Origin of the sequence: Arcobacter siniprincipis (SeqCode), assembly GCF_048571125.1 — a bacterium.
GTDB classification, from domain to species: domain Bacteria; phylum Campylobacterota; class Campylobacteria; order Campylobacterales; family Arcobacteraceae; genus Arcobacter; species Arcobacter siniprincipis.
This window is the reverse complement of the sequence record NZ_CP182343.1, coordinates 1,197,825-1,224,798: the sequence shown is the minus strand read 5'-3', so window position 1 is coordinate 1,224,798 and position 26,974 is coordinate 1,197,825. Positions and strand designations below refer to the sequence as shown.

Genomic DNA, 26,974 nt, shown 5'->3' with positions numbered 1-26,974 from the left:
AGGATAGGTTATGACCCTTAAAGAGCTAAATTTTTTCTATAAACTAAGTGAAAATCCACAAGTAACACAAGTAGCACAAGAGTTAAATATAAGTCAATCAGCTATCTCAATAGCAATAAAGTCTTTAGAAAAGAAGCTAAATGAACAACTATTTGATAGAGTTGGGAAAAAGTTAGTACTAAATGAAAGGGGAAGATTTTTTAAAGATACAACCTACCCTCACTATTTAGCAATAAAAGATGCCCAAACTATTTTTCAAAAAGATAAACTAGCAGGACATATGAAAATAGCAGCTAGTAAAACTATATCTAACTATATCATGCCTGATATTTATTATGATTTTTTATCACTATATAGTGATGTAAAGTTTGATATTGAAACTATAAATTCAACAAAAATATTAGAAAAAATATTAGATTCCAAATTAGATATAGGTCTAATAGAGACAGATTATACACATATAAATATATTAAGAGAAAAGTTATATGAAGATGAACTTATTATTGTAACTAGTGACAAGAACTACCCAAAAGAGAGTTACATAGATACAATAGAGAAAAAATGGATACTAAGGGAAGTTGGGTCTGGAACTAGAGAAGTATTTATAAACAAGTTAGGAAAACATGCAAATAGTCTAAATATCTTTATGGAATTGCATGGTTTTGAAGAGATTAAAAAAATACTAATTGACAATAATGATTGTATAACTGCCATCTCAAAAGTTGCTGTTGAAAAGGAACTTAAAAGTAAACAACTCTTTGAAATAAAACTAAAAAACTTTGAGTTTAAAAGGGAGTTTTATTTAATTTACCACAAGGATAAACAAAAAAACCTTCTCTTTCAAACTTTCATAGAGTACTTAAAAGATAAATTAAACTAATCCTTTGATAAAAGTATAATTGTGGCTAGAGAAGATATTAAAATACCAATTAATACTTTTATTCCAATTAGTTCTCCATGGATTATAAACATCAATAAAGCAATACAAGCTGGATTTATATAAACATATGCCATGACTTTTTTGGGACCAAGATTTATCGATGCTTGCTGATATAAATAAACAGTAAGTATAGTTGCCCCAATAATCAAATAAAGCATATAATAAACTAAGTCTCCAGATATTTTTCCCCATTGTAAAGGTATATCCATAAGCAATAAAGCTATTGACATCCAGATAATTCCACTTAATAAAGTTGTAAAAACCAATACAATAAGTTCATCACCTTTTTTATGCACAAACTTTGTAGATATAGAATACAAAGACATAGATATGATTGCAAATAAAAATATAATATCGCCCTCATTTAATTCAAACTTTAAAAATAGTTCTAAGTTTCCTTTAAATATGACAATACAAGTTCCAATAATACCTACTAAATAAGTTATAAACTGCATTAGACCAAATTTTTGTTTAAGTAGAAAGATTGCAAATACAGCAGTAATCAATGGTACCAAAGTAAAAAGTGTTCCTGTATTTAAAGCTGTTGTACTCTCTAAAGCTTTGAATAATCCTATAAAATACAGAGAATAAAAAAATCCAATAATCATACCCCTTGGAAGTGTTGATAATACTTTACTTCGATATTTTTTATTTATTAAAATAAGTGGAGCTAAGATAATCGAAGCAAAAACAAAACGACAAAGGGTAAGAGATATGGGATCAATCACCCCAGAAAGCTTTTGGGAAGCGATAAATGAACCTGCTACTAAAAAAGTAGCAATCAAAAGTAAAATATGTGCTTTAATCTGATTTGTCAAAATAATCCTTTTATAAATGTATTTTAGAATAATAATCAAAAAAAAATGCTTTGTCCTTTACATATGTTGATTTTTATTTGAATTAGTTAAAATACAATGAACAAAAGGAATAAAAGGAAATTTAATGAAAATAGCAATATTAGATGACTATCAAGATGTAGTGAAAAATCTTGATTGTTTTAAGATTTTAGCTAATTATGAAGTGAAAATATTTAATGATACCTATACAAATAGCGATGAATTAGCTTCCAAGTTAGCTGATTTTGATGCTTTAGTTCTTATTAGAGAAAGAACTATTATAACAGAAGAACTTTTATCAAAACTTCCAAAACTAAAACTTATTAGTCAAACTGGAAAAATAAGCAACCATATCAATCTTGACTTATGCAAAAAATATAATGTGGAAGTTGCAGAAGGTATTGGTTCACCTATTGCTCCATCTGAATTATGCTGGAGTTTGATTATGGCAGCTTCTAGAAATATTCCTGAATATGTTTCTAATCTATCACAAAATATTTGGCAACAATCTGGTAATTTGGGATTAGGAAGAACGTTAAATGGTCTTACTCTTGGTATTTGGGGATATGGGAAAATTGGTCAAAAAATTGCCAAATATGCAAATGCCTTTGGTATGAATATTTTGGTTTTAGGAAGAGAACCGTCACAGCTTTTAGCAAAAGAGCATGGCTTTGAGGCAACTTCTTCAAAAGAGAAGTTTTTTAAGGAATCAGACATAATTACTTTGCACTTACGATTAAATGAAGCTACAAAAGAGTGTGTTACAAAAGCCGATTTAGAACTTATGAAACCTGACTCTTTATTTGTAAATACTAGTCGAGCCCAATTAGTACAAAGTGGTGCTTTATATGAAGAGTTCTCAAAGAATCCTTCTAAAAGAGCAGCAATAGATGTTTTTGAAAATGAACCAGTTACAAAAGAGAATGAACCCTTATTAAGTTTAGAAAATGTACTTTGTTCTCCACATCTTGGATATGTTGAAAAAAATAGCTATGAACTCTATTTTAAAATAGCTTTTGAAAATATTGTTGCCTTTGCAAAAGGTGAAGCACAAAACTTAGCTAAATAATTATCTAGCATTAATCAATAAGCCCCTTAAAATCTTAAGGAGCTTGCAATAAAGATTTTATTCAGATAGACTCAAATAATAATCGTGTATTACACTAATTTGAAAGTCGCTTCTTAGGCTTGATACCCCGTTACTTGTATAAAATTAAAACTCTTAAACATCTAAAACAGAGCAAAACAAAAATAGACATATCTTCGAAACTGATACATCGTTCATAAAGTTATACCTATAGAATTTCTTAAAGGAAATCAATAAATGAACAAAACAAGAGACAAAAATGTCTGAATTTATAGCGCAATATCCTTATGTCTTAGCACTACTTATATTTCTGTCAAGGGTTGCTGATGTTTCTTTAGGAACATTTCGTACTATTGTTATATTTCGTGGCTATAAATTATTAGCATCAGCAATTGGTTTTTTTGAAATCATCATTTGGTTAATAGCAGCTGGTCAAGTTTTTAAACATCTTGACCAATGGCATTTGGCTTTTGCTTATTCTGCTGGTTTTGCTAGTGGTATTTATGTGGGGATGTGGATTGAAAATCGATTTGCTATTGGTAAAGAACTTATTCGTTGTATCTCTTTCAATCGTGATATTTTAGCAGACAAGATACGAGAAGAGGGTTTTAAAGTTGTTTCAGTTGATGGAGATATGGGGGAAGACAAACCTGTGGAAGTTTTATTTATCGTTGAAAAAAGAAGAAATATCCCTGAACTTATTCAATTAATAAATAAACTTGATAATAAAGCTGTATATACTGTATCTGATTTAAAAAGTGTATATGATGGTCCAGACTTTATAAGTAAAAGAAGTTTTTGGAATATGAGAAAGACTAAATAATAAATCAAATTAAAAGGAAATCAAAACATGCATAAGTTAAAAGTAGGAGTTATTGGAACTTCAAAAAAAATAGATGAAAGAAGGCTTCCAATACATCCAAAACATTTATCGCGTATCCCAAAAGAATTACGAGAACAACTAATATTTGAAGAGGGTTATGGAGCTCCCTTTGGTATTTCAGATGAAGAAATTGCATCATTAAGTGGTGGTATTGATACAAGACATAATTTATTAGCAAATATTGGTACAGTAATTATCAATAAACCTGTATTAGCTGATTTAAAAGAGCTAAAAGTTGGTGGAACACTTTGGGGATATGTGCATTGTGTACAACAAGAAGAGATAACCCAAATAGCAATAGAACGCAAACAAACACTTATTGCCTTTGAAGATATGTTTATTTGGTCAAAAGAAGGACAAGTTGGTCGACACACCTTTTATAAAAATAATGAGATGGCAGGATATTGTGCAGTTATTCATGCTTTACAATTAAAAGGCATAGATGGTCACTATGGAAATCAGCGTAAAATAGTTATATTTGGTTTTGGTGCAGTTAGCCGTGGTGCTATTTATGCTCTAAAAGCCCATGGTTTTAGAGATATTACTATTTGCGTACAACGACCAGATAATGAAGTAAGAGAAGAAGTACTTGACTGCCATTATGTAAGAATTCAAGAAGGTGATGAAAATGAAGCACGGATGGTTGTAGTAGAACATGATGGTTCTATTCGTCCACTTTCAGACTTAATTAGTGAAGCTGATATTATCGTAAATGGTGTGTTTCAAGATACAGCAAATCCTACTGATTTTATTATTAAAGAAGAGAGTTCATGCTTAAAAGCTGATAGTTTAATCATAGATGTTAGTTGTGATGAAGGAATGGGATTCTATTTTGCAAAACCAACTACATTTAAAAACCCGATATTTAAACATAAATGTGTAGATTATTATGCAGTTGATCATACTCCAAGTTATCTTTGGGAGAGTGCGACACGCTCTATTTCAGCAGCTTTAATTGTATATTTACCAACTGTATTAGCAGGAAGAGAAGCTTGGTATAAAAATGATACTATTAAACAAGCTATAAATATTGATTCTGGAGTTATTTTAAATAAATCTATTCTTTCTTTTCAAAATCGACAAGTAGAATATCCTCATAAATGTTTTACAAGTGAAGAAAAAACCGTATTAAATAAAATTGCTTAGTAATTAGGTATAATATTTAATATAAAGGATTTAATAAAATGGATGAAATGAGTACAGACAAATTAGCAGTCTTGATTGATGCAGATAATGCACAAGCATCTGTTATCTCTGAATTATTAGAAGAGATAGCAAAATTTGGGATTACAAATATAAAAAGAGCTTATGGGGACTGGACAACTTCTCAACTAAAAGGTTGGAAAGAGCATTTGCATACACATGCAATACAACCTATTCAACAATTTAGTTATACAAATGGGAAAAATGCCACTGATTCTTCTCTTATAATTGATGCTATGGATATATTACATGAAAATCGACTTGATGGTTTTTGTATAATCTCTTCTGATAGCGACTTTACAAGATTGGCTACAAGAATTAGAGAATCAGGTCTAAAAGTCTATGGTTTTGGAGAACAAAAAACACCAGAAGCATTTATCTCAGCTTGTGATAAGTTTGTTTATACAGAGAACTTGCGAGAAATAAAAGAGATAACCCAAACAAATAATGAACAAAACAGATTAAAAGATATAATCACAAAAGCTGTAATGGCCGTATCAGATGATGATGACTGGGCAAATTTATCAGCAGTAGTAAAACATATAAATAAAAACTACCCCTCTTTTGACCCAAGAACTTATGGTTTTGATAAATATGGAAAACTAATGAAATCATTGGATTACCTTGAATTAAATGAAATACCATTTAATAAAAATAGAAATGTACATATATTTATAAGAGTGATTGATTAATCTTTTTTACTCTTTTTTCTAATTCTACTAAGCTGTGTAGGAGTAATACCAAGATGGTTTGCTATATGGTGAAGTGGAATTCTATTTTCTATATTTGGATTATTTTTTATAAAATTTTCATATCTTATACTTGCATCATCAAGTATTAAAGATATCTCATTTTTCTCTTTTACTATTACCCAGTTTTTTTCTAGATAATTTATATAAAAGTTTTTAAACTCATCGTTTTTTTCTATTAGCTTTTTATACCCTTTAAAATCAATACATATTAAAATTGAATCTTCCAAAGCATCAATACAAAGATATGAATCTTCACCTGTAAGAAGGGAAACCTTTGAAGCAGAAAAATAGTTTTCAGAAAATAGATTTTTAATATAAATAGCACCATCGGAATTTAAAAAATAGGTACGTAAAATACCTTTACAGATAAAGTAGATATATTTAGCAGGTGAATAAACATCTTGTAAAACGTCACCTTTTTTTACCTCTTTTAAAAAACTTATATTTTTTAATTCTTCAAAAGACTCATTGGAAAAATCTTGATATGTTTTACAAACTTCTCTTAACTGTTTAAAACAATCAAGCTCTTCCTTTTGATTTGACATTTATAGATTTAAGCCCAGCTTTTCATCAAGTCCTAACATGATATTCATATTTTGAACAGCAGCTCCTGAAGCACCTTTTCCTAGATTATCAAGTCTTGAGATTACAAGTATATAATCTTCACTTTCATAAACTGAGATTTCTATTCTATTTGTATTGTTGCACTTCATTGCATCTAAAAATCCATCATCAAGATACTCAAAATCATCTTCAATAATTTTTACAAATTGCTCACCCTTGTAGTACTCTTTATATAAATCTACTATTTCATTTCTAGTAATTTTCTTATTTAAAAGTTCACTTTTTACTAAATAAGACATTACAAGCATACCTTGCACAAAATTACCAACACTTGGAGTGAAAAATGGAGCATGCTTTAATCCTAAGACATGTTTTATTTCAGGTAAATGTTTATGAGATAACCCCAAAGCATAAGGTCTTTGACTTAAAAATTTTCCTTCATTTTTAGGATCTTCATATATATCAATTAAACCTTTTCCTCCACCACTATATCCTGTGATTGAGTGGCATACAATTCTATTCTTTGGTGAAACTATTTCATTTTCAATTAATGGTTTCATAGCCATAATAAAACCACTTGCATGGCAACCTGGCACACAAACTCTATTGGAATTTTTTATTTTTTCTCTTTGTGTAGGAGTTAATTCAGCAATTCCATAAGTCCAATCTTCATTTGTTCTGTGTGCTGTACTTGCATCTATTACTTTTGTATTTTCATTTGTTATAAGTTTTACAGACTCTTTTGAAGCAACATCAGGCAAACATAAAAATACTAAATCAGCTTCATTTAATAGCTTTGTCTTAACATCAATATCTTTTTTATCATCTTCTGAAATCGTCAAAATTTCAAGTTCTTCTCTATCCTTTAACATTTCATGGATTTTTAATCCAGTTGTTCCAAATTGTCCATCTACAAATATTTTATATTTCATTTAATCTCTTTTATTTATTTATATTAGAATTTTAACTTCATTTTCTTTAATCTTCACATTTTATTAATATATTCTTTAAAATAAAACTTATTATCTGAATTATAAATGTTAATTAATCCATATTTATTATCTATTAACTATGAAAGAGTAACATATTGATTACGCAATTATCACAATCTAAAGGAGAATATTATGTCAGAAGCAAAAGTTTACCAAATGTACATAAACGGCGAGTTTATCAATCATGTTGAAAAAGAACCAGTAATTAATCCATCAGATAAACAAATTATATCTTATATTCCTATAGGAACAGAAGATGATGTTAACCAAGCTGTTGAATCAGCCCAAGAAGCTCAAAGTTCATGGGAAAAATTACCAGCAGTTGAGCGAGGAGGTTATCTAAAAAAGATTGCACAAAAGATTAGAGATAATGCAAGCATGTTAGCAAGAGTTATATCAGAAGAACAAGGAAAAGTTTTAGGTTTAGCTACTGTTGAAGTTAATTTTACTGCCGATTATATGGATTATATGGCTGAATGGGCTAGAAGATATGAAGGTGAGATTATTCAAAGTGATAGACCAAATGAAAATATTTTTTTATTTAAATTACCAATAGGAGTTGCAGCTGGTATTTTACCATGGAATTTCCCATTTTTCTTGATTGCTAGAAAACTTGCCCCCGCACTTTTAACTGGAAATACTATAGTTATAAAACCTAGTAGTGAAACTCCAAATAATGCCTTTGAGTTTGCAAAACTTGTTGACGAAGTTGGACTTCCAAAGGGAGTATTCAATCTTATAAGTGGTTCTGGTAAAGAAGTCGGAAACCCACTTGCAGGTCATGAAAAAGTTGGAATTGTAAGTTTCACAGGAAGTGTACCAACAGGTGTTAAAATCATGGAAGCAGCTTCTAAAAATGTAACAAAAGTATCTTTAGAATTAGGTGGGAAAGCACCTGCGATTGTTATGGCAGATGCTAATCTTGATATTGCAGTTGAAGCTATCAAAAATTCTAGAGTTACAAATAATGGACAAGTTTGTAATTGTGCTGAAAGAGTTTATGTACATAAAAGTATTGCAAAAGAGTTCAGTGAAAGAATTACAAAATCTATGGCTGCTTTAACTTGTGGTAATCCTTTAACAGAAAAAATTGATATGGGACCACTTATTAATGAAGATGCTATTACTCATGTTCAAAAATTAGTAGATTCAGCAGTTGCAGCAGGAGCTTCTATTACAACTGGTGGTAAAAGATGCGATAGAGATGATGGATATTTTTATGAGCCAACAGTAATAATTGATGTAAAACAAGATATGGATATTATCAAAGAAGAGATTTTTGGACCAGTACTTCCAATCGTAACATTTGATACACTTGATGAAGCTATTGCTTTAGCAAATGATAGTGAGTTTGGATTAACTTCATCAATCTATACACAAAACCTTGATATAGCTATGAGAGCTTGCAAAGAGATAAAATGTGGAGAAACATATATCAATAGAGAAAACTTTGAAGCAATGCAAGGTTTCCACGCTGGATGGAAAAAATCTGGTATTGGTGGAGCTGATGGTAAACATGGTTTAGAAGAATTCTTACAAACTAAAGTTGTATATTTACAATACGATTTAAATAAACAATAAATTATATAAGTAAGGAAATTTCCTTACTTATACTTTAAAAAAATATCTCATAATTTAAATCTTTTCTATGAATCAAATTCTCACTATTTACTATTCTAAAGCCTTTATTTTCTAAAGCCATTCGTACTATCTTTTTATTAAAAGGATGAACATCCTCAAGATTTAAATAAGTATCCACATCCATCCATTTAGCTTCTAATATTTCATCTGTGTCTATTATATTTATCTCTTTTGATAAAGCCGTAGCACGACATACAAGATAAAGATTTGATTCATTAAACTGACCAGGTGAGATATGTCTTAAACTTATTATGGAATCAAATTTAATATTTATACCTGTCTCTTCATATACTTCTCGAATCAAAGCACTAGTAATATTTTCACTATCATCAATATGACCACCAGGAAGTTTATAACCTTGATAAATTTTATCTTTGATAACTAATAATTTGTTGTTATCAATTACAACTGCCCCTACCCCTAAAGTATGATTTGTGGCAGTTGGAATCACAGGTTTTTGAATAAGCTTTTTTACTAAAGTAATATCCCTCTCATTACAGTTGTGAAAAACAAATCCATGATTTGTAAGTATGGAAATCAGACTTGATTCTTCAATCATTAATTTTATCCATAACAACTTTTTATTTTCTAAGTTTTCAAGAATCAAAAGTAAGTCTTTCTCAAAATCTTCTATATCTTTAGGTATGGTTGAAGTATCAATTATACAACCATCGTATTGATCATTTTTTAAAACTATCATTGTAAAGTCAAATTTTTCTGTCATAATTATTATCTCTTTTTTAAATGAGAGAATTTTAACACAAAGTATATTTTATAAACCCATTTCACTCAAACTTGCATAATCATCTGGTCTTGTATTTCCATTCCACAAAAACTTTTGTTCATCTTCTTTTATTTTTAAATCATTTATACAAGCATATCTATTTTTCATAAGACCATTTTCATTGAATTCCCAGTTTTCATTTCCATAACTTCTATACCATTGTCCACTTTCATCATGCCATTCATAAGCAAATCTTACTGCTATTTTATTTTCACTATATGCCCATAACTCTTTACACAATCTATAGTCTAACTCCTTTTGATATTTATTTTCCAAAAACTCAATAATCTTATCTCTTCCATTTATAAACTCATCTCTATTTCGCCAAAGACTATCAATAGTATAAGCAAGAGATATTTTTTTTGCATCTTTACTGTTCCATCCATTTTCTGCCATTTTTACTTTTATACTAGCACTTTCAAAATCAAAAGGTGGTAGTGGTTTTTTTATTTCATTTTTCATATTTTTCCTTATCAACCAAACGATTGTTTGTATAAATAATTCAAAAAAAATAACTACAATAATTGAGTTATTTTTTCACCTACACTTAGATATCTTTTTTTTGAATCAAAAAGATTCATCATCATAATTTCACCTTGTGTCAATGACACATATTCTTTAGCTAGTTTCAGAGAAATATCTTTGCCATATTTTGATTCTAAAATTTTTGCCAAAGCTTTTTCCCAAGCCAAAAAATATGACTTAATCTCATCTTTAAACTCTAAATTTAAAGTAGAAACTTCTAAAGCCAAGTTTCCTAACAAACAACCGCCAACACTTTCTAGAAAATAATCATCAGTTTTAGAAATAAAAAGTTTTTGCTTCTCTTTATCTGATAAATCACCTCTATATGCAATACTAAAAATGTTATCAATAAAATACTTGTGAATATATTTTAAAGACTCTAATCCAATCTCATCTTTACTTTTAAAATGATGATAAATACTGCCTTTAATTAAACCACATGATTCAGCTATATTTGCCATAGAGGTATTATGGTAACCTCTTATTTTAAAAAGTTTTATTGACTCTTTTAAAATTTCTTCTTTAGATGTTTTTTTGATTGCCATTTATTTTCCCAAACGATTGTTTGGTAAAATATTAGCTTATTTTTTAAATCTTGTCAAATTATTCTTTTTTATCTAAAACATACTCTTCTGCAGGAATTAAAATTGTAAATTCTGCTCCCATATACTCTTTATTTTCATGTGTAAAAATCTTATTTTCAACAGTTATAGAGCCATTCATATGTTTTTTAATCATCTCTTTTGACATATATAAACCAATTCCTGTACCTTTATCTTCAGCTTTAGTAGTAAAATATGCATCAAAAACTTTTTTAATAATATGTTTTGGAATTCCTCCTGCGTTATCACATATTTTTATTTCTACACATTTGCATTTAGAAACATTTTTTGAAACTTCACTACCACAAACCTCTATCTCTTTTGCTTTTACAAATATTAGTTTATTTTCTGACTTAATTTTTTCTAATTCATCTATTGAATTATTTATGATATTCAATAATACTTGTATAAATTCATTCTCAAAACCAAAAGCTTTTACATCTTCAATATTTTTTACAATTTTTATTAATTTATTTTTAAGTTTTGACTCAACTAAAGAGAATACATTATCTACTACTAATTCTATTTTGAAGAATTTTGCTTCTTTATCTGGTTTAAAATAATTTCTAAAATCATCAATAGTTTTATTTAAATGATTCACTGTATTTTCAATACCAACAAGCGACTCTTTTAAAAACATACTATCTAAACATTCATAATCATTTTTCAACCTAATTCCAGTAGCACTAGTAAGAATAAAAGATAAAGGCTGTCTCCATTGGTGAGATATATTCTCTATCATTTCTCCCATAGAGGCCATTTTAGATTGTTGTGCTAGAAGTTTGTCTTTTTGGAATAACTCTTCTGCAATCTTCTCCTTTTCTGTAATATCAATATAAATACCAAGTATTCCAATTACTTTATTATTGATATCAAATAAAGGAACTTTTGATGTTAATACTTTTATTAATTCATTTTTTTCATTTGTTTGGGTTTCTTCGATTTGTAATCTAGCTATTCCACTTTTCATTATACTATTATCATCACTAATGTATTTAGAAGCTTCAGTATCTTTCCAAGGCATTTCGTAATCAGTTTTTCCAATTATATCTTCTTGTTTTTCACATTTAGCATCATGTAAAAAGAATTTATTTGCACCTACATATACATTATTTTTGTCTTTCCAAAATACTGAAGCAGGAACAGAGTCAATTATATTTTGTAACAACTTTCTAGAGTTTTTCAACTCTGATAAACTATCTCTTAAACTATTTTGTGTAGCCATTAATTTAACTTCAATTTTTAAAACTTTTTTATTCATAATAAAAATAATTGTTACAGTTAAAATTATGATAAAAAGAAGAAAAAATATTGAATAATATGTTGTAAGTGTTATTTGTCTAGAAATATAAGCATAATCATTTTTATCAATTTTTGTAAATTCATCTAATATGAATTTTTCATATTGAAAAAGAAACTCTATTTTTTTGGTTAAAGAATCTATAGTTAAAAACATCTTACTATTCTCTTCTAAAGCAAACATTTCACCCTTTAGCATTAAAAGAGATTTTTCATGTAGATTCTGTGGCTCTAATAACTTACTATTAATAATAGCCTTAATATCAGTTATCTCTTTTTTACTTATGTACCATAAATCTTCAATCTTCTTATTTCGTACAGGAGATAACAAAATTATCTCTTTTTCAAACTTTTCAATGGATTTAGACCACAATTTTGAAGTCTCATCTAAGTTTTTTGTTATTAAAAGTGCTTCACTATTAATTTTCATTTCTAAAAAACTATTTTTCACATTTGTAATTAAGATTAACTGATTATTAAGAGATTTTATTTTATTCAATGAAATAAATAATATAGTACTAATTAAAATCAAACCTAAAGCAAGTACTAGAAAACTATATAAACTAATGTCTTTTATTTTCAAATCACTCATTTAAAGACTCCTTATAAAATCTTATCTGGTTTTCAATTCCAAGCTCTTTTGTTATTTTATTCCATTGTTGAGCTGTAAGATCAAGTGCTTCTTGGGGAGTTAATTCTCCTATTATTGCTTTATTTAAGTACTTATCAAAACTATCATAATATAAATCTGCCCCTGGAATTCTTATATCCATAACAACATTTTCATTTGACAATGAATTAGATATAACTTTTAAATAATCTTTAGCTGAATTTTTTGAAAATGAATTATTTTCCCATAAATCTAAGTTTGTTAAACTAAGATGAGAATACCTTGAAGGGTTAATTCCACTCCATCCTACAGGAACATATCTTGTGGTCATTTCTTTTGAAGTTAAATAAGCTGCAAAGTTTAATGCCAATTCTTTATTTTTTGCATCTTTATTAACAACTATTACCCAATTACCACTTATTGAAGATGGATTATTATACAGATTTTCCCATTTATTAGTTTTAGAATTATATACTCTATTAGATCCTGGAAGTTCTGCATATCCAACTTTATTTTTAACAATGCTTTCTTTTGAATTCTGCGCTAATGCACCAGTATTTGCCCAATCAATAGCCATGGAAACATTACCCGCTATAAAACTTTGTCTAACATCTGAAGGTGCAAAATTTAAAATCTCTTTAGGTGCATATTTCATAATATCAATATAATCTTCTAATGCTTTTATAAAAGCTGGATTGTTTATCTTTGGATTCATATTCATATCAAAATAAAATTCTTTATTATTTGGATATTTTGCATAGGCAGCTGCTTTTGCAAAGAATTGAAGTAAAGTCCCATAACCTCTTCTTCTGCTTTCAGCAACACCATATTCTATCTTTCCATCATTATTCCAATCCCAAGCATTAAAAAACTCAGCGATATCCTTGTATTGCTTCCAAGTTTTTGGAACCTCTAAGTTATAGTTATAAATTTTTTTAAATCTTTTTTTATACTCTTCATTTTCAAAAATATCTTTTCTATAATATAAATTAATACAATCACCATCATAAGGAAGAAAATAATATTTATCATTCCAAGAAAGTACATTTTCTTTATAAATTGGTAATACATCTTGCCAATCTATTTTTTCTTCAACCCATTTTGGTATTTCTTCAGCATGTCCATCAGCTAATAAAGAACCCGCCCAAGATGAAAAAATCACAAAAACATCATAATTTATCTTTTCATCTACAAAAGACTCCTTTATCTTTGGAATCATATCATCCCAACTAGGAGAAACTATTCTTATTGTTGCGCCAGTTTTATCTTCGAACTCTTTTACCTCTTTTTTTATAGGACCAGTAATTGCTTTATCAAAATTAGGAGAAAGTATAGTAATAGTTTGATTTTTATATTTTAAATGGGAATCGTTACTTTTATCATCACAAGCATTAAGTACTAAAAAAAATAAGCCAAGTAGAAAAATTTGTGAGATTTTCATAATATTTCCTAATCATTTAATATTATTATTTTAGCTTAAAATTTCTCAAAATTATCAAAAAATAAATTTTTAAAGCTATTTTCTAAAAATACAAACTCTATTTCTACCACCAGATTTAGCTTCATATAAGGCGATATCTGCAAAATTTAATAACTCTTGTATGTTATAATTATCACTATTTGTAGATACTCCAAATGAAGCAGTAAAATCACATAAAGTCTCTTTTGTTAAATTTATTTCCCCTTTTTCAATTTCAATTCGCAATCTTTGTGCAATTTGTTCTGCTTCAAATACATCAGTACAAGGTAAAGAAATAGCAAATTCTTCACCACCAATTCTACCTATGATATCTATATCACGCAATACAGTTCGGCTTATATCTGCAATTTTTTTTAATACTAAATCACCCACATTGTGTCCATATTTATCATTTAATAATTTAAAGTGATCTATATCAAACATAATTATTGATAGAATACCTCCAAATCTATGGTTACGAGATATTTCTAATTCTGATTGTTCAATATAATATCGTCTATTTGGTAGATTTGTTAAAAAATCAAAATATGCTCTATGTTCCAACTCTTTTCTAGCATTTCTATTTTCAATTGCTATAGAAGCTAAATTTGAAGCAAATTTAATACGTTCAAAATCTTGTTCTTTAGGTAAAGTTGGTTTATTATGATAAATAGCAAAAGTTCCTAAAACCTCACCCGTTGATGAAATAATTGGTTCTGACCAACATGAATATAAATTGGCTTTTTTTGCTAAATCTTTATAATCTTTCCAACACTCATCTTCCATAATATTTTCAACAATTACACGCTCTTTTAAGTAGGCAGCTGTTCCACAAGAACCTACTCCTACTCCTATTTCAACTCCATTAATTGCTTCATTAAAGAAAGCAGGAAGAGAAGGAGAAGATCCAATTAATAAATATTTTTTATCTTCTAATAACAAGATACTACAAATAGATGTTTTATCTTCTAACTCAATTGTTTTAATAATATTATGCAAAATATCTTTTAAATCAACACCCTTTGCTACCATTTCTAACATATTATCATGACTACGATTTCTAAGTTCATTCTTCCAATGTATTGTAATATCACTAAAATTACTTAATCTTTTTTCTCCTATCCATGATAACCGAATCAGTGTTCTACGGTTAGTACCATCTTTACAGGTAATAGTTGCTTCTAATTCTGGTGGCTGTTGTTTTTCATTAAATGACTTTATTACTTTATTATTCCATGGAATAATAAGATTTTCCCTATATTGTTTATTTGGGAAAGCTTTTATAAACCAAACCATTAATGTTGGTATATCTTCAATGGTATATCCAAAAAGCTCTGTAAATTTGTGATTTACATATTCAATTTCACCATCTTTATTTGTCCATCCAATACCTAAAGGAGAAAAATCTAAAATATCTTGTAGTTCAACACTTTGTTTATTTGTTTTTTTTAGATTTAATTCTAATTTATCTTCTCTTTTTTTTGATAAACTTTCAGATACCAAAACATCAATCATTTCCACAATACACAGCATCAAAGATTTCATTTTTTCATCTGTCACTATTGGTATTTTTTTTATTGCATCAATATATCTAGTTTCATCATAATTATATTTTTCTGCTTGAGAAATAAAATAATCTAAATTTGGGGATTTATTAAAAAATTGCCCTAAAAATAGTATTGCTATAACTTTATTATCTACAATAACCGGTGCTACATAATCTATCAAACCATTTTTACACTTCTTTTTAGAAATAGAATTTTTTGATAAACTTTGTATTAGAGATAGATTACTTTCTTCACAAAACTTTTTTGAATTAGGCTGCTTCCTATGAAAATTATTACATACATCACTCCAACCAGATTCAGCAATTACCTTTCCATTATTATCTACAAGTCCATTGGGTATTTCTGTTGCTTTAAAAAAATTATCCAAAATCTGTTTAAAAGAGTTAATATCAATTAATTTATCTAACTCGTAATCACTCTTTCTTTTCTTATCCATAAGCCTCCCAATACCCATATAATTTAAATGCATAATTATATTTATATTTTATTTTACTTAAATAATCATTAGAATTACTTTTCTTTCTTTATATTTAATTAAGTAACAAAACTAGTGAGTTATTTAAGAAAAAGTAAAAAATTTTTTACTTTTTAATCTTTTTTGTAGTATCTTCTGCTAAAATTACAAAATTCAGGTCTCAGGCTGAGATTCCATCATAATTATAAGATGGACCAAAATTAAGTACAATTTTGGAGATTCTTTTGCATCCTTTAAATCATTCAATATCTATACCAATTGGTAATATGCCACCTTCTAAAGAACTTTTTCTAAAACTTGAAAATGCTTTCTTAATAGCAAACACTAATGAGATTATCGAAATAGTCTCTTTTAAACCAAACATCGAAATAGAACTTCGAGGTTGGGCAAAACTTAGAGGTCATCTCTATTTGGGTCGTGAAGGCTTGAAAGAACAATACTCATACAAAATCCAGAAGATAAATAAGAGTTCTTTTGCTAATAAATCTTCTTGGGGTAAAAAAATGAAAGGAATTGATTCTTCTAATCCTAAATTAAAAGATTTAGAACTAACAGATGAAATTCTAAAAAAAGCTCCTGATTCAAATGGACTTATGACAAGAGGTATTGAACCCCAAGATGGAACTCCATTTTATGACTTTGAGCTATCACATAAAGAGCAAGTTTGGTCAGAACCAGTATCTGCTTTATATGAAGAAGGAAAACATGCACAATGGAATGCCACAAGTGATATTGCATGGAATGAAATACCAACATTAAATCCAATAATTGAAAAAGCAGTTTGCCAAATCATGACTTATTTAGTTGAAAATGAATTTTCGGCTTTATATATCCCAGGAAAGTTTATTAGTAAAATAAATCCATACTATATGGAAGTACCTCTATTTTTATCTTCATTGATGAATGATGAAGCCAGACATATTGAAGTTTTTACAAAAAGAGCCAATGCAAATGGAGGAGGATTTCAATATTCTAGTGAAATAACCCAACGTTCCTTATACTCTCTTTTCAAAGAAGATGATTATATAAAAAGTTCTTTTTTACTTCATGTAATGGGAGAAGGTACCTTTATAGACCTTTTAAGTTTTTTGGAAAAACATATGCCAGATGAAACAACAAGAAAAATAATAAAGCTTTCAAAAAGAGATGAGATAAGACATGTAGCATATGGAATGGAGCATGTTAAATCAGCAATACAACAAAATCCAAAAAGAATAAATGCTTTAAAAAATACAGCTTTTAGAAGAAAAGAGTTTATGGATGAAGTGAGTTCTGAGTCATCTATACTTTTAGAATCTTTGGCCATTTTAGCAGGAGGAAGTGATTCCCCAGTTGATTATAAAAGAGGTTTTGATTTAGTAGAAGAGTTAAAAGCTACGATGAATACAAATAGAATCAAAAGATTAATAGATATTGGAATGGATGAAGAGTTAGCCAATGATATTTCCAATGTACACACCCCAAATTTTATGTAGGAAAATAAATGAGTAATATATATAATGAAATGTTAGATTTTGCCAAGCAAAATATCGCACCTTATACTGATGCGGTAGATGCCGATGCAAAATATCCAGTAGATAGTTTTGCAGCAATCAAAAAAGAGAAGCTTACAGGTTTACTTGTACCAAAAGAGTATGGAGGTATGGGACTTAATATAGAAGATCATGCGCAAACTGTATTAGCATTTGCTTCTAGTTGTGCTACAACTGCTTTATGTTATATGATGCACAATGTTGCAACAAATTGTATTGCAACACATGGAAGTGAAGAGATGAAAAATGAACTTCTTCCAAAAATTGCAAATGGTGAAATACTTTTAGCCCTTGCATATAGTGAATCAGGAACAGGTACACACTTTTATCTTCCAGAAATAAAAGTTACAAGAACAGATGATGGTTTGATTATGAATGGAAGAAAAAGTTTTGTTACATCTGCTTTATACGCTGATTATTATCTACTTGATTCAAATAGTCCCGATGGAGAAGGACTTGATAACTGGATAGTTCCTGCAAGTGAAGGTGTTACTTTTCAAGAATCAAGTTGGAATGGACTTGGTATGAGAGGAAATGCTTCTATGCCAATGGTTTTAGAAAATGTAAAAATTTCTGAAAAAAATAGAGTTGGTGAAGCTACAACAGCTGGTGAGCAAATATTTAATACTGTTGCACCATTCTTTATCTTAGGATTAAGTGCTGTTTATACTGGTGTTGCACTTAATGCTTCTAATACTATTATTGATTACTCTATGAATAGAAAATATAGTGATGAGAGTGCTTTATGTAATATCCCAACTGTTCAAAATCATATCTCTGAAGTTTATACAAAATCAACAGCAGCAAAACACTTTACTTTAGCTGCCGCTAAAAGTGCATTAAATGGCGATGAAGATGCAATGGTACAAATTATATCAGCAAGAGTTAATGCCTCACAAGCTGCAGTTGAAGTTTGTACAAAAGCTATGAAAATAGGTGGTGGTACAGCTTATGCCAAACGAATAATTATTGAAAGATTATTAAGAGATGCCTTTGCAGCTCAAATTATGGCACCTAGTACTGATGTACTTTCAATTTGGCTTGGAAAAGCTTTAACAAATCAACCAATTCCTTAAGGAGAAAAAAATGGATAAACCAATAGTAGTAGGATCAGTAGCTTATGATCCAAAGATTGTAACAATCTGGGATATTATAAGAGATTATTTTAATGACAATGGTGTAAGACTAGATTATATGCTTTTTTCAAATTATGAAGCACAAATTGAGTACTTACTTTCAGGTAAAATTGATATTGCATGGAATACAAATGTTGCTTGGGTTAGAACCCATGAATTAAGTAAAGGTAGAGCAAAAGCTTTACTTATGAGAGATACAGATATTGATTTTAAATCGGTATTTATTACAAAAGCAAGTAGTGGTATTAAAAGTATCAATGACCTAAAGGGGAGAAAATTTGCCCTTGGAAGTGCAGACTCTGCTCAAGCTGCAATTTTACCACTTAAATATCTTCAAAATGAAGCTAAAGATTTTGATGATATAGAAATCGTAAGATTTAACTCAGACCTTGGGAAACATGGAGATACAGGAAGAAGTGAGTTTGATATACTTGATACTATTTTAAATAATGAAATAGATGCAGGTGCTATTGGGATTACTTCATGGGTTAGAATGCTTGAAGATGGAATGTTTCCAAGTGGAGAGATAGAATCATTTTATGTAAGTGAAGGGTATTGTCATTGTAACTTTACAGTACTTGATACTTTAGATGAATCTATCCAAAAAACATTTACAGAGATGTTATTAGCACAAGACCCAAATGAGCCAATCATCAAAAAAATGATGCAAATGGAAGGTTTAAATAAATGGGTTAGAACAGGACAAGAAGAGTTAAAAGGTTACGATGTTTTAACAACTGCTATGAAAGAACAAGATCTAGTGAAAAATAACTGGTAGGATTTTCCTACTAGTTAGATAAACCTTATTTAATAAACTTACTATATAATCATTAAAAAGAATAATTATAATGAAACTTTTAAGCCTACTTATTTTGATATTTTTCTCATTGAACTTTTGTTTTGCAGAAAATGAAACAGACCTCCTATCAAAAGCAGACAATCTTTATAAATCAGGCAAAATATTACAAGCAAAAAAATTATATGAAGAAGCTGCAAAAAAAGGAGATGCAAAAGCTCATTTTGCACTAGCATATAAATATGTACTTACAAAAGAACAATCCATTTATCACTTTACACAAGCTGCAATAAAAGGTCATGAGAAAGCATTAGCTTATGCTTTGGATGATTTACTTTTTAGAGCAAATAGTTTAGAACTTGCAAATCCTAAAAAAGCTTTAGAAGTATATAAACAAGCTAAAAAGAGTAATCCAAATTTAAAATTATATGATGAAAAAAATAAATTAGAGACTCTAAAGTTAGCAGTAAAATCTAGTGATTTTGATGCAAAAGCATTTATAAAAAAATACAATATAAAAAATACAAACTCTTCACCTTATTTCATATGGGAATTAGCCCAAGAAGCAGCAAAAAATGGAAGATTTGGAAAAGCCAATGCAAAACTTGTTTTTGATTTGGTTGTAAGAGGAGGAAATGTGCCAGCAGAATATGAGGAAGCAGTAAAAGCCACATATAAAAATTGGCAAAAAGGTATTGCTAAATTTGACTTGTGCAATTTTATTACAAGTGGTATGGGCATGGGATATTGTGCAAAAAAAGAGGAAGAAAAACAACAAATAAAAAGAGCAAAAGAGATAAAACAATTTAGAAATACACTTGCAAAAGAAAATCAAACATTACTTGATGATGCTTTAAAATATACAAATAAATTTATCGAAAAAAAGGCTATTTTAGAAGAAGGACATGGAGGTTCAGGAAGAGCTAGTTTTCTAATAAATTCAGAAACTAAACAAAAAAACGAATATTTAAAACTACTAAAAAAGGTACAAAAAGGTTTTACTCCCAAATTAAAGTATTCTTTAAAATACTATGACAAAAAATTAAATGAAACATACAAAAAAGTTCTAAAAAAACTCAAAAAATCAAGTATAGAATATACAATGTCATATCCAATAACCTTTGATAATATAAGAACTGTTCAAAGGATTTGGATAAAATATAGAGATGCTAATACTAAACTCTTTTTAGCAATAAATTCCTCTTCAAAAAAAGAAAATTGGGAAGCATATTTAACTAAGCAAAGAACAAATCAATTAAAACTAATATTGACCTATTAGAAGTTATTAAAGAATTAGTGTCTAGACCCTATATCTCTATCTTCTTCTTTACCTGATAACATATGCGTTAATTCATCACACTTCACTAAAAGATTATTTTTTATAACAAATTGTGCTATAACTTTCACTTTTACTGTCTGTCCATCTTTTTTAACAGCTGTTACAATATGATTTGTAAAAATATTCTCATTATCTTCAGCAATAGTTAAAAACTCAACATCTAAAGATTCTATAACTTCTTTTTGTTTTTTCATATGATTTACAAAACCATCGTAATCTAAGATATTTCCATCAACAATTTGAATATACTCAGAAGAAATATATTTTTTAATAATCTTAGTATCAACAATAGAAGCACCTAATATCTCATTAAATATCTTTTTTATAAGCTCTTTTCCATTATTTTTCAATGTATTAATCCTTTTATTAAATATTACTTTTAAAATTAAATTCTAAATTTTCTAAACTTTCACCATGATTATATTCTTTATTAGTTAATAATTTGTTTTTTCAAACTCTTCTTTTAATCTATTATTTAAAAGCCTTAACTCTTAATCTTACATAATCAGCAATCCAACCATCTTTTTCATTATATAGTTTTGGTTTTAATATCTTTTTTACTTCTTCTTTAAATAATACTTTTTGCTCATCTTTTAAATTTTTTGTTATGCCATTTGCAAATATATCTAACCAATTTGTGATATCATCAATTGGTGTTGGTCTTGGTATTAGTTCTATATATTCTACAATGAAACCATTATTTTCCAAAAGCGTTTTATACTCTGTATCACTTAAAAAAGTCCAAGGATTATTAAATTCTCCCCAGGAAGGATACTTATCAAAAACTTCTTGCATAGCATCAGTTAGACTCTTGATATTACCATAGCCACCAAATTCAGCTACAAATCTACCCTCTTTTTTTAATGCTTTATTTATCTTATCAATTGCAAGTTCACTATTCTTTACCCAATGTAATGCAGCATTTGAAAAAACTGCATCAAACTCATTTTCAAAATCCAAATCAGTAGCACTTCCAACACTTGCTATTATTCCCTTAGATTTTGTTCTTTCAACCATATCTTCACTTAAATCTATACCAATAACTTCAGCTTTTGATTTTTTTATCTCTAAAGCCAAAGTTCCCTCACCACAACCTAAATCCAAAATTTTCTCACCCTCTTTTGGATTTAGTAATTCAACTACCCCTAATGCCAAATTTGATACAAAATTTGCATGTTCTTTATATTTATTTGCATTCCAACTGTTTGATTCTTTCATATATTATCTCCCATAATAAGCAATAATTGATGATTTTTCTATTGCATGGGCATTAATCATATATCCAACTAAAGCTGCTGATGCATTTTTATTTAAATCAAGTTTATCTATATCTAAAGCATACACTGTAAAAATGTATCTATGAGCCTTATCTCCAATGGGAGGACAAGCACCACCAAAGCCAGTTTTACCATAGTCAGTCACACTTTGAATGATATTTGAATACTCTTTATTTCCAAAACCCTTTTCTAAACTTGTTTTATCTTTTGGAATATTAAAAACTACCCAATGCCACCAACCACTTCCTGTTGGAGCGTCAGGATCATAAGCAGTTATTGCAAAAGATTTTGTTCCTTTAGGTGCATCTTTCCAAGAAAGTTGTGGAGAGATATTTTTTCCAGTACAACCAAAGCCATTAAAAACTTGTTCATTTGAAAGTTGTCCTTGTATATCATTACTACTTAAAGTAAAACCTTGGGCTAATAACAAACCAACACTAAAGATTAATCCAATACATATTTTTTTCATACTCTTCCTTTTTGTAAATCTATAAGTATTTTACAAAAGTTTAAAATATATATGTACAAGAAATCTTAGATTTTATGTCGGAATTCTTTAGGTGTTTGCTTGTGATATTTTTTAAATTGAGAAATAAACCATGAAACAGTAGAGTATCCACAAGTTGTAGATATATCTGAGATGCTTTTATTAGTAGTAGTTAAAAGTAAAACTGCTTTTTCTAATCTTTTTGTATCAAGCCATATTTTTGGAGTTTGGTTAAACTCTTTTTTAATATATCTTCTAATTTTATTTTCTGATAATCTTGTGATTTTACACATATCATCAAGGGTTTGGATAAGATCAATGTTTGATTCTAGTATATATTTGATTCTATCTTGACTTGTAGCTAAAATTGAGTTAAAAAAAGAGTACATTTGCTTTTCATTGTGTTTTATTGCTTGTAGAAATATCTCTTCAATTTTAAGTTTTAAAAGATTTTCATTGAAATCAACTTTTAAATATTCTTGAAAAGTTTGTACACTATTTTCAAATAATTTATCACTTTTATAACTTGCCTTTACTGTACTCTCTTCATCTTTTGTATTGATTTGAATATTATATTTATTTATAAAATTAAAAATAAATTTATCATCAAAATATACTAATAATGACTTGTATTTAGAATCATTAACCAATCTTTCACTCATATAATAGTTATTTTGAGTAAGAAAAAATATATCTGTTTTTTGTATATTAATATCTTCATTACTTAGATGAATAACTTTTGAACCTTCAAGTACTATACCAATACTATGCATTGTTGTTCTAGCATATACATTGGAGTTTTGTGTTTTAGTAATATAATTTAAACACAATAAATCATCTATTTTTAAAAGATTTTTATATTTATTTTCAATAAAATAATTTGGCACTACATAGGTCAAGATGATTTTTCCTTTTTAAAATACTATTTTCATCAAATCGTCATGAATAAATTTATAATTTAGTTTTGATACAAGCAAATCACTCTTTACTATTTTTTTATTGCTTTCATTTTTCCCTGAATCAAAAGTTGGAACAGGTAAACCTGATACTTTTGCACAATAGGTATAAAACTCTTTTTTTGTGGGATGGGAAGGAGCAGCGCAATTAAAAGTTTCATCAAAAATATCTTGTTTAATTACATTTCCTATTATACTAATACAATCATCCCTATGTATCATATTTACAGGTGTATTTGCATCTTTTACAACTTTGCCGTTTGGGAAAAACTTTGCAGGATTTCTTCCATATCCTATAAGTCCTCCAAATCTTAAAATTGTTATTTTGAGATTTGTCTTTTTAAATAGATTTTCTATTTCAATTAAAGGACTTGTTTCATCTTTTAATACTGAAATTGAACTAATAAAAACAATTTTTTTGATATTTGAATTGAGTATATGTTTTATCAACTCTTTAAATCCATCAATATTTTTTGAAGGTATATTTATAATCAAAATATCTGAACATAAAAACTTATCAACCTCATCATTTAAATTAGTAGTATCCACAATAAATGGAGTGATATTTTCACCTCTTAATCTATCAATTTTTTCATTTGTACTTGTAGATAATTTTACAGAAAATTCTTCTGATAATACTTGGGCTAATGGAAAACCTAACCAACCACTACCTAAAATGCTAATATTATTCATTTACATTTTCTTTCAAATTTTCAAATTCATCTAATGTCATACTTGGAACAAACTCTATTATTTCATAATTTGCGACATTTACAAGTTTAAATGGATCTTGGGATAGAACTTCTAGTAACTTCTCTTTTGAATCAAGTTTTGAAAGTATCACTCCACCATTTCTTGGAATTTTTCTTCCTGAAGCTATAAAGTTACCTTCTTTATATTGCTCTTTTAAATATTTTATATGGGCTTCAAGATGAGTATCTACTTCATCTAGTGGTTTTATATAAGTTAAATTTATTATAAACATTTTTATCCTTTATTAATTAACAGCTATTACTACATTTTTATTCATGTAACTATATACAATTATCCCTAAAGAGATAATTGCTAGAGTTAATAATTGCAAAGTTACAAGATCCCAACCACCTTTTTCCCAACATAGTACTCCAATAAAAGTTCCAATTGAACCACCCACAAACATCGCAGATATATAGGCTGTATTTATTCTACTATGTGCTTTTTCATCTAAGCCATAAATTTGAGATAAATTATTGATTTGAATTGCTTGAAATCCTATATCTAAAAGTAGAGTTGCCACAATAAAAGCATATAAATTTGTATCAAATACTTTAATTATAATTACACTAAGTATTATCATCAATATAGAAATCAGTTTAATTCCATTTCCATTTATCTTATCTGATATATTCCCAATATAAGGGGCTAATAAGGCACCTGCTACTGCTAGTATACCAAATAGTCCAATAATGTCACTATCATAATTAAAAGGAGCTTGGCTTAATTTGAAAGTTAAAGTTGTCCAAAAAGAACAGAAAATTCCAAATGAAACTGCAATCAATAAGGTATTTCTTCTAAGTAGTGAAAATCTTTTTAACTGATAAATTGATGATTTTAAAAGTGAAAAATAACTATTTTGGAAATGAGATTCCATACTTGGCAAAGTCCTTGAAATGAAGATTATTGTTAAAAATACCAAAATAGCAGAAAAACCAAATATAACATGCCAATTATCAAACCAATCAGTAATATATCCACTTAAAGTTCTTGCTAATAATATTCCTGTTAATAATCCACTAAAGATAGTTCCTACAATCCTACCCTTATCTTTTCCACTCATAGCTGCTGCCATTGGAATAACAACTTGAGCAGAAACTGCAAATAAACCAACCATAAGACTTAAAATATATAAAACAAAAATATTACTTATAAATGCAAGTCCAAGTAAAGATAGACCTAATAAAACATGTAAAATAATAATTAGTTTTTTTCTATCCATCTTATCACCAAGTGGACTTACAAAAAATAGTCCCAAACCATACCCAACTTGGGAAAATGTAGTTAGATTTCCTACTGCTAGATGACTTACATTTAAGTCCTTTGCAATATCATTTAAAATTGGTTGATTATAATAGATATTTGCAACACTAATTCCTGCTGTTGCTGACATGACAAAGATTTGTTTTTTAGTAATCATTAATTAATATACCTTTATGTTTTTTAATAAGATTGTATCACGCCTCTATTAAGCTAGGCTTTCTAAATGAATAAATTTATTAAATAGAAAACAACTTTATTAAAAAAACTCCTTTTTTAATTTTGAGTATTATAAATAAATTTGAGAGTTTAGAGTATAAGAAAAGATGATTATCTTATAAGTTTTGTTCCCTATAGAATAAAGGGGTAGTTTTATAATATTTTTTAAATTGTATTATAAACCAAGAGACACTTGAATATCCACATGAAGTTGCTATTTGAGAGACACTTTTTTGAGTATTTTTAAGTAGCAGAACAGCAAAAGAGAGCCTTCTTTCATCTAACCACTCTTTAGGATTTTGATTATAAAGTCTATTTACCTCTTTTCTTAAGGCTTTTGAATTAAGCCTTGTGAGTTTACACATATCATCAATATTATTTATGATATCAAGATTCTCTTCTAAAATATATTTTATCCGTGAAGATTTAGTTTGTACTATCTTATTTAAAAAAGCTGTAAATTTTTCTTTATCTTTTGAAAGGGAGTATAAAAAAATTTCATCAAGTTTTAACTTTACTAAGTCAAGACTATTATCTATATTTGTTAAAAAATATTGATTTATTGTTTGAGCACAACTATTTATAAATTCATCTCTTTTAAAAGATAAAATTCCATTTTGTGCGAGTGTATCAATAGTAATATTGTATCTTTTTATAAAATTAAAAACATATTCGTCATCAAAATATATCAATATAGATTCAAAGTCATTTCTATCTCCAAGAATTTCACCCATAAAATAATTGCCTTGAGATAGAAAAACTATATCACTAGTATCTATACTTATGTCATCATCATTAAGATGTAAGATTTTTCCACCACTTATTAATAAAATAGCTAAATGCATACTGTTTCTTAAAGAGATTTTATCTTTTTTATATGTTGATGACTTTGCTACTATAACACTATCATCATGTATTATTTGATATAAATCTTTATTTTCAAAAATATAATTGGGTAAGGTAATAATCATGATTAATTATACTTTTTTTTGCATAAAA

27 protein-coding genes are annotated in these 26,974 nt (G+C 28.0%); 10 read left to right on the top strand and 17 right to left on the bottom strand.

Going from position 1 to position 26,974, the window contains the following annotated elements; all coding sequences use genetic code 11:
- The first annotated feature begins 10 nt into the window (after positions 1-10).
- Positions 11-880: a LysR family transcriptional regulator gene (locus tag ACNI3D_RS06315; RefSeq protein WP_419768658.1), complete on the top strand. Its 870-nt coding sequence runs from the start codon at positions 11-13 to the stop codon at positions 878-880.
- Here the strand turns inward: ACNI3D_RS06315 and ACNI3D_RS06310 are convergent.
- Entirely contained in the window at positions 877-1,758 is an 882-nt protein-coding gene (locus ACNI3D_RS06310) for a DMT family transporter (RefSeq protein WP_419768657.1), read from the bottom strand. The genes ACNI3D_RS06315 and ACNI3D_RS06310 overlap by 4 nt on opposite strands.
- A gap of 124 nt (positions 1,759-1,882) precedes the next feature.
- On the opposite strand from ACNI3D_RS06310, the gene ACNI3D_RS06305 reads away from it, so the two are divergent.
- The 4 genes from ACNI3D_RS06305 (at position 1,883) to ACNI3D_RS06290 (ending at position 5,641) form a co-directional block, all read left to right on the top strand.
- The gene (locus ACNI3D_RS06305; protein WP_419768656.1) at positions 1,883-2,845 is read left to right on the top strand and encodes a D-2-hydroxyacid dehydrogenase family protein; all 963 of its coding nucleotides are present in this window, start codon (positions 1,883-1,885) and stop codon (positions 2,843-2,845) included.
- A gap of 277 nt (positions 2,846-3,122) precedes the next feature.
- Positions 3,123-3,686, top strand: coding sequence for a DUF2179 domain-containing protein (locus tag ACNI3D_RS06300; RefSeq protein WP_013134999.1), 564 nt, complete (start codon positions 3,123-3,125; stop codon positions 3,684-3,686).
- 27 nt (positions 3,687-3,713) lie between these two features.
- Positions 3,714-4,892, top strand: a complete 1,179-nt coding sequence (locus ACNI3D_RS06295) for a N(5)-(carboxyethyl)ornithine synthase (protein WP_419768655.1) — start codon at positions 3,714-3,716, stop codon at positions 4,890-4,892.
- A gap of 38 nt (positions 4,893-4,930) precedes the next feature.
- Complete coding sequence (locus ACNI3D_RS06290; RefSeq protein WP_419768654.1) at positions 4,931-5,641, top strand: NYN domain-containing protein; 711 nt, start codon at positions 4,931-4,933, stop codon at positions 5,639-5,641.
- Here ACNI3D_RS06290 and ACNI3D_RS06285 read toward each other — a convergent pair.
- Both ACNI3D_RS06285 and argC read right to left on the bottom strand, forming a co-directional pair.
- Entirely contained in the window at positions 5,638-6,246 is a 609-nt protein-coding gene (locus ACNI3D_RS06285; RefSeq protein ID WP_419768653.1) for a Crp/Fnr family transcriptional regulator, read from the bottom strand. The two genes, ACNI3D_RS06290 and ACNI3D_RS06285, sit on opposite strands and share 4 nt — an antisense overlap.
- The gene (gene argC, locus ACNI3D_RS06280) at positions 6,247-7,197 is read right to left on the bottom strand and encodes an N-acetyl-gamma-glutamyl-phosphate reductase (RefSeq protein WP_419768652.1); all 951 of its coding nucleotides are present in this window, start codon (positions 7,195-7,197) and stop codon (positions 6,247-6,249) included. It lies immediately after the preceding gene.
- A gap of 192 nt (positions 7,198-7,389) precedes the next feature.
- Here argC and aldA point away from each other — a divergent pair, with 192 nt between their 5' ends.
- Complete coding sequence (gene aldA, locus ACNI3D_RS06275; protein WP_419768651.1) at positions 7,390-8,838, top strand: aldehyde dehydrogenase; 1,449 nt, start codon at positions 7,390-7,392, stop codon at positions 8,836-8,838.
- 34 nt (positions 8,839-8,872) lie between these two features.
- Here the strand turns inward: aldA and ACNI3D_RS06270 are convergent, their stop codons facing one another.
- From ACNI3D_RS06270 to ACNI3D_RS06245, 6 genes are all read right to left on the bottom strand, one after another.
- Complete coding sequence (locus ACNI3D_RS06270) at positions 8,873-9,622, bottom strand: NUDIX hydrolase (protein WP_419768650.1); 750 nt, start codon at positions 9,620-9,622, stop codon at positions 8,873-8,875.
- A 48-nt stretch (positions 9,623-9,670) separates the two neighbouring features.
- Positions 9,671-10,144, bottom strand: coding sequence for a nuclear transport factor 2 family protein (locus ACNI3D_RS06265; RefSeq protein ID WP_419768649.1), 474 nt, complete (start codon positions 10,142-10,144; stop codon positions 9,671-9,673).
- Positions 10,145-10,197: 53 nt separating this feature from the next.
- Positions 10,198-10,752, bottom strand: a complete 555-nt coding sequence (locus ACNI3D_RS06260; RefSeq protein ID WP_419768648.1) for a TetR/AcrR family transcriptional regulator — start codon at positions 10,750-10,752, stop codon at positions 10,198-10,200.
- 58 nt (positions 10,753-10,810) lie between these two features.
- Positions 10,811-12,700 (bottom strand): PAS domain-containing sensor histidine kinase, encoded by a 1,890-nt coding sequence (locus ACNI3D_RS06255; protein ID WP_419768647.1) that lies wholly within the window; start codon positions 12,698-12,700, stop codon positions 10,811-10,813.
- Positions 12,693-14,159, bottom strand: a complete 1,467-nt coding sequence (locus tag ACNI3D_RS06250; protein WP_419768646.1) for an ABC transporter substrate-binding protein — start codon at positions 14,157-14,159, stop codon at positions 12,693-12,695. The genes ACNI3D_RS06255 and ACNI3D_RS06250 overlap by 8 nt, the downstream gene beginning before the upstream one ends.
- A gap of 75 nt (positions 14,160-14,234) precedes the next feature.
- The gene (locus ACNI3D_RS06245) at positions 14,235-16,181 is read right to left on the bottom strand and encodes a diguanylate cyclase (RefSeq protein ID WP_419768645.1); all 1,947 of its coding nucleotides are present in this window, start codon (positions 16,179-16,181) and stop codon (positions 14,235-14,237) included.
- 263 nt (positions 16,182-16,444) lie between these two features.
- Here ACNI3D_RS06245 and ACNI3D_RS06240 point away from each other — a divergent pair, with 263 nt between their 5' ends.
- The 4 genes from ACNI3D_RS06240 (at position 16,445) to ACNI3D_RS06225 (ending at position 20,963) form a co-directional block, all read left to right on the top strand.
- Positions 16,445-17,695 carry a ferritin-like domain-containing protein gene (locus tag ACNI3D_RS06240; protein ID WP_419768982.1) on the top strand — a complete coding sequence of 417 codons (1,251 nt, stop codon included), beginning with the start codon at positions 16,445-16,447 and terminating at the stop codon, positions 17,693-17,695.
- An 8-nt stretch (positions 17,696-17,703) separates the two neighbouring features.
- Positions 17,704-18,828 carry an acyl-CoA dehydrogenase family protein gene (locus ACNI3D_RS06235; RefSeq protein WP_013134988.1) on the top strand — a complete coding sequence of 375 codons (1,125 nt, stop codon included), beginning with the start codon at positions 17,704-17,706 and terminating at the stop codon, positions 18,826-18,828.
- A 10-nt stretch (positions 18,829-18,838) separates the two neighbouring features.
- A complete protein-coding gene (locus tag ACNI3D_RS06230; RefSeq protein WP_419768644.1) occupies positions 18,839-19,666 on the top strand; it encodes a phosphate/phosphite/phosphonate ABC transporter substrate-binding protein in 828 nt (275 codons plus the stop codon).
- Positions 19,667-19,736: 70 nt separating this feature from the next.
- Positions 19,737-20,963 carry a lysozyme inhibitor LprI family protein gene (locus ACNI3D_RS06225; protein ID WP_419768643.1) on the top strand — a complete coding sequence of 409 codons (1,227 nt, stop codon included), beginning with the start codon at positions 19,737-19,739 and terminating at the stop codon, positions 20,961-20,963.
- 14 nt (positions 20,964-20,977) lie between these two features.
- Here the strand turns inward: ACNI3D_RS06225 and ACNI3D_RS06220 are convergent, their stop codons facing one another.
- From ACNI3D_RS06220 to ACNI3D_RS06185, 8 genes are all read right to left on the bottom strand, one after another.
- Complete coding sequence (locus tag ACNI3D_RS06220) at positions 20,978-21,373, bottom strand: hypothetical protein (protein WP_419768642.1); 396 nt, start codon at positions 21,371-21,373, stop codon at positions 20,978-20,980.
- A gap of 121 nt (positions 21,374-21,494) precedes the next feature.
- Positions 21,495-22,241 carry a class I SAM-dependent methyltransferase gene (locus tag ACNI3D_RS06215; protein WP_419768641.1) on the bottom strand — a complete coding sequence of 249 codons (747 nt, stop codon included), beginning with the start codon at positions 22,239-22,241 and terminating at the stop codon, positions 21,495-21,497.
- A gap of 3 nt (positions 22,242-22,244) precedes the next feature.
- A complete protein-coding gene (locus ACNI3D_RS06210) occupies positions 22,245-22,769 on the bottom strand; it encodes a YbhB/YbcL family Raf kinase inhibitor-like protein (RefSeq protein ID WP_419768640.1) in 525 nt (174 codons plus the stop codon).
- Positions 22,770-22,834: 65 nt separating this feature from the next.
- On the bottom strand, positions 22,835-23,686 hold the full coding sequence (locus tag ACNI3D_RS06205) for a helix-turn-helix domain-containing protein (protein WP_419768639.1): 852 nt from the start codon (positions 23,684-23,686) through the stop codon (positions 22,835-22,837).
- A gap of 15 nt (positions 23,687-23,701) precedes the next feature.
- Positions 23,702-24,436 carry a Rossmann-fold NAD(P)-binding domain-containing protein gene (locus tag ACNI3D_RS06200; protein WP_419768638.1) on the bottom strand — a complete coding sequence of 245 codons (735 nt, stop codon included), beginning with the start codon at positions 24,434-24,436 and terminating at the stop codon, positions 23,702-23,704.
- Positions 24,429-24,728: a YciI family protein gene (locus tag ACNI3D_RS06195; RefSeq protein ID WP_129101213.1), complete on the bottom strand. Its 300-nt coding sequence runs from the start codon at positions 24,726-24,728 to the stop codon at positions 24,429-24,431. The genes ACNI3D_RS06200 and ACNI3D_RS06195 overlap by 8 nt, the downstream gene beginning before the upstream one ends.
- Positions 24,729-24,740: 12 nt before the next feature.
- On the bottom strand, positions 24,741-25,916 hold the full coding sequence (locus tag ACNI3D_RS06190; RefSeq protein WP_419768637.1) for an MFS transporter: 1,176 nt from the start codon (positions 25,914-25,916) through the stop codon (positions 24,741-24,743).
- Between the two features lie 175 nt (positions 25,917-26,091).
- The gene (locus ACNI3D_RS06185) at positions 26,092-26,946 is read right to left on the bottom strand and encodes a helix-turn-helix domain-containing protein (protein ID WP_129101211.1); all 855 of its coding nucleotides are present in this window, start codon (positions 26,944-26,946) and stop codon (positions 26,092-26,094) included.
- Positions 26,947-26,974 lie beyond the last annotated feature (28 nt).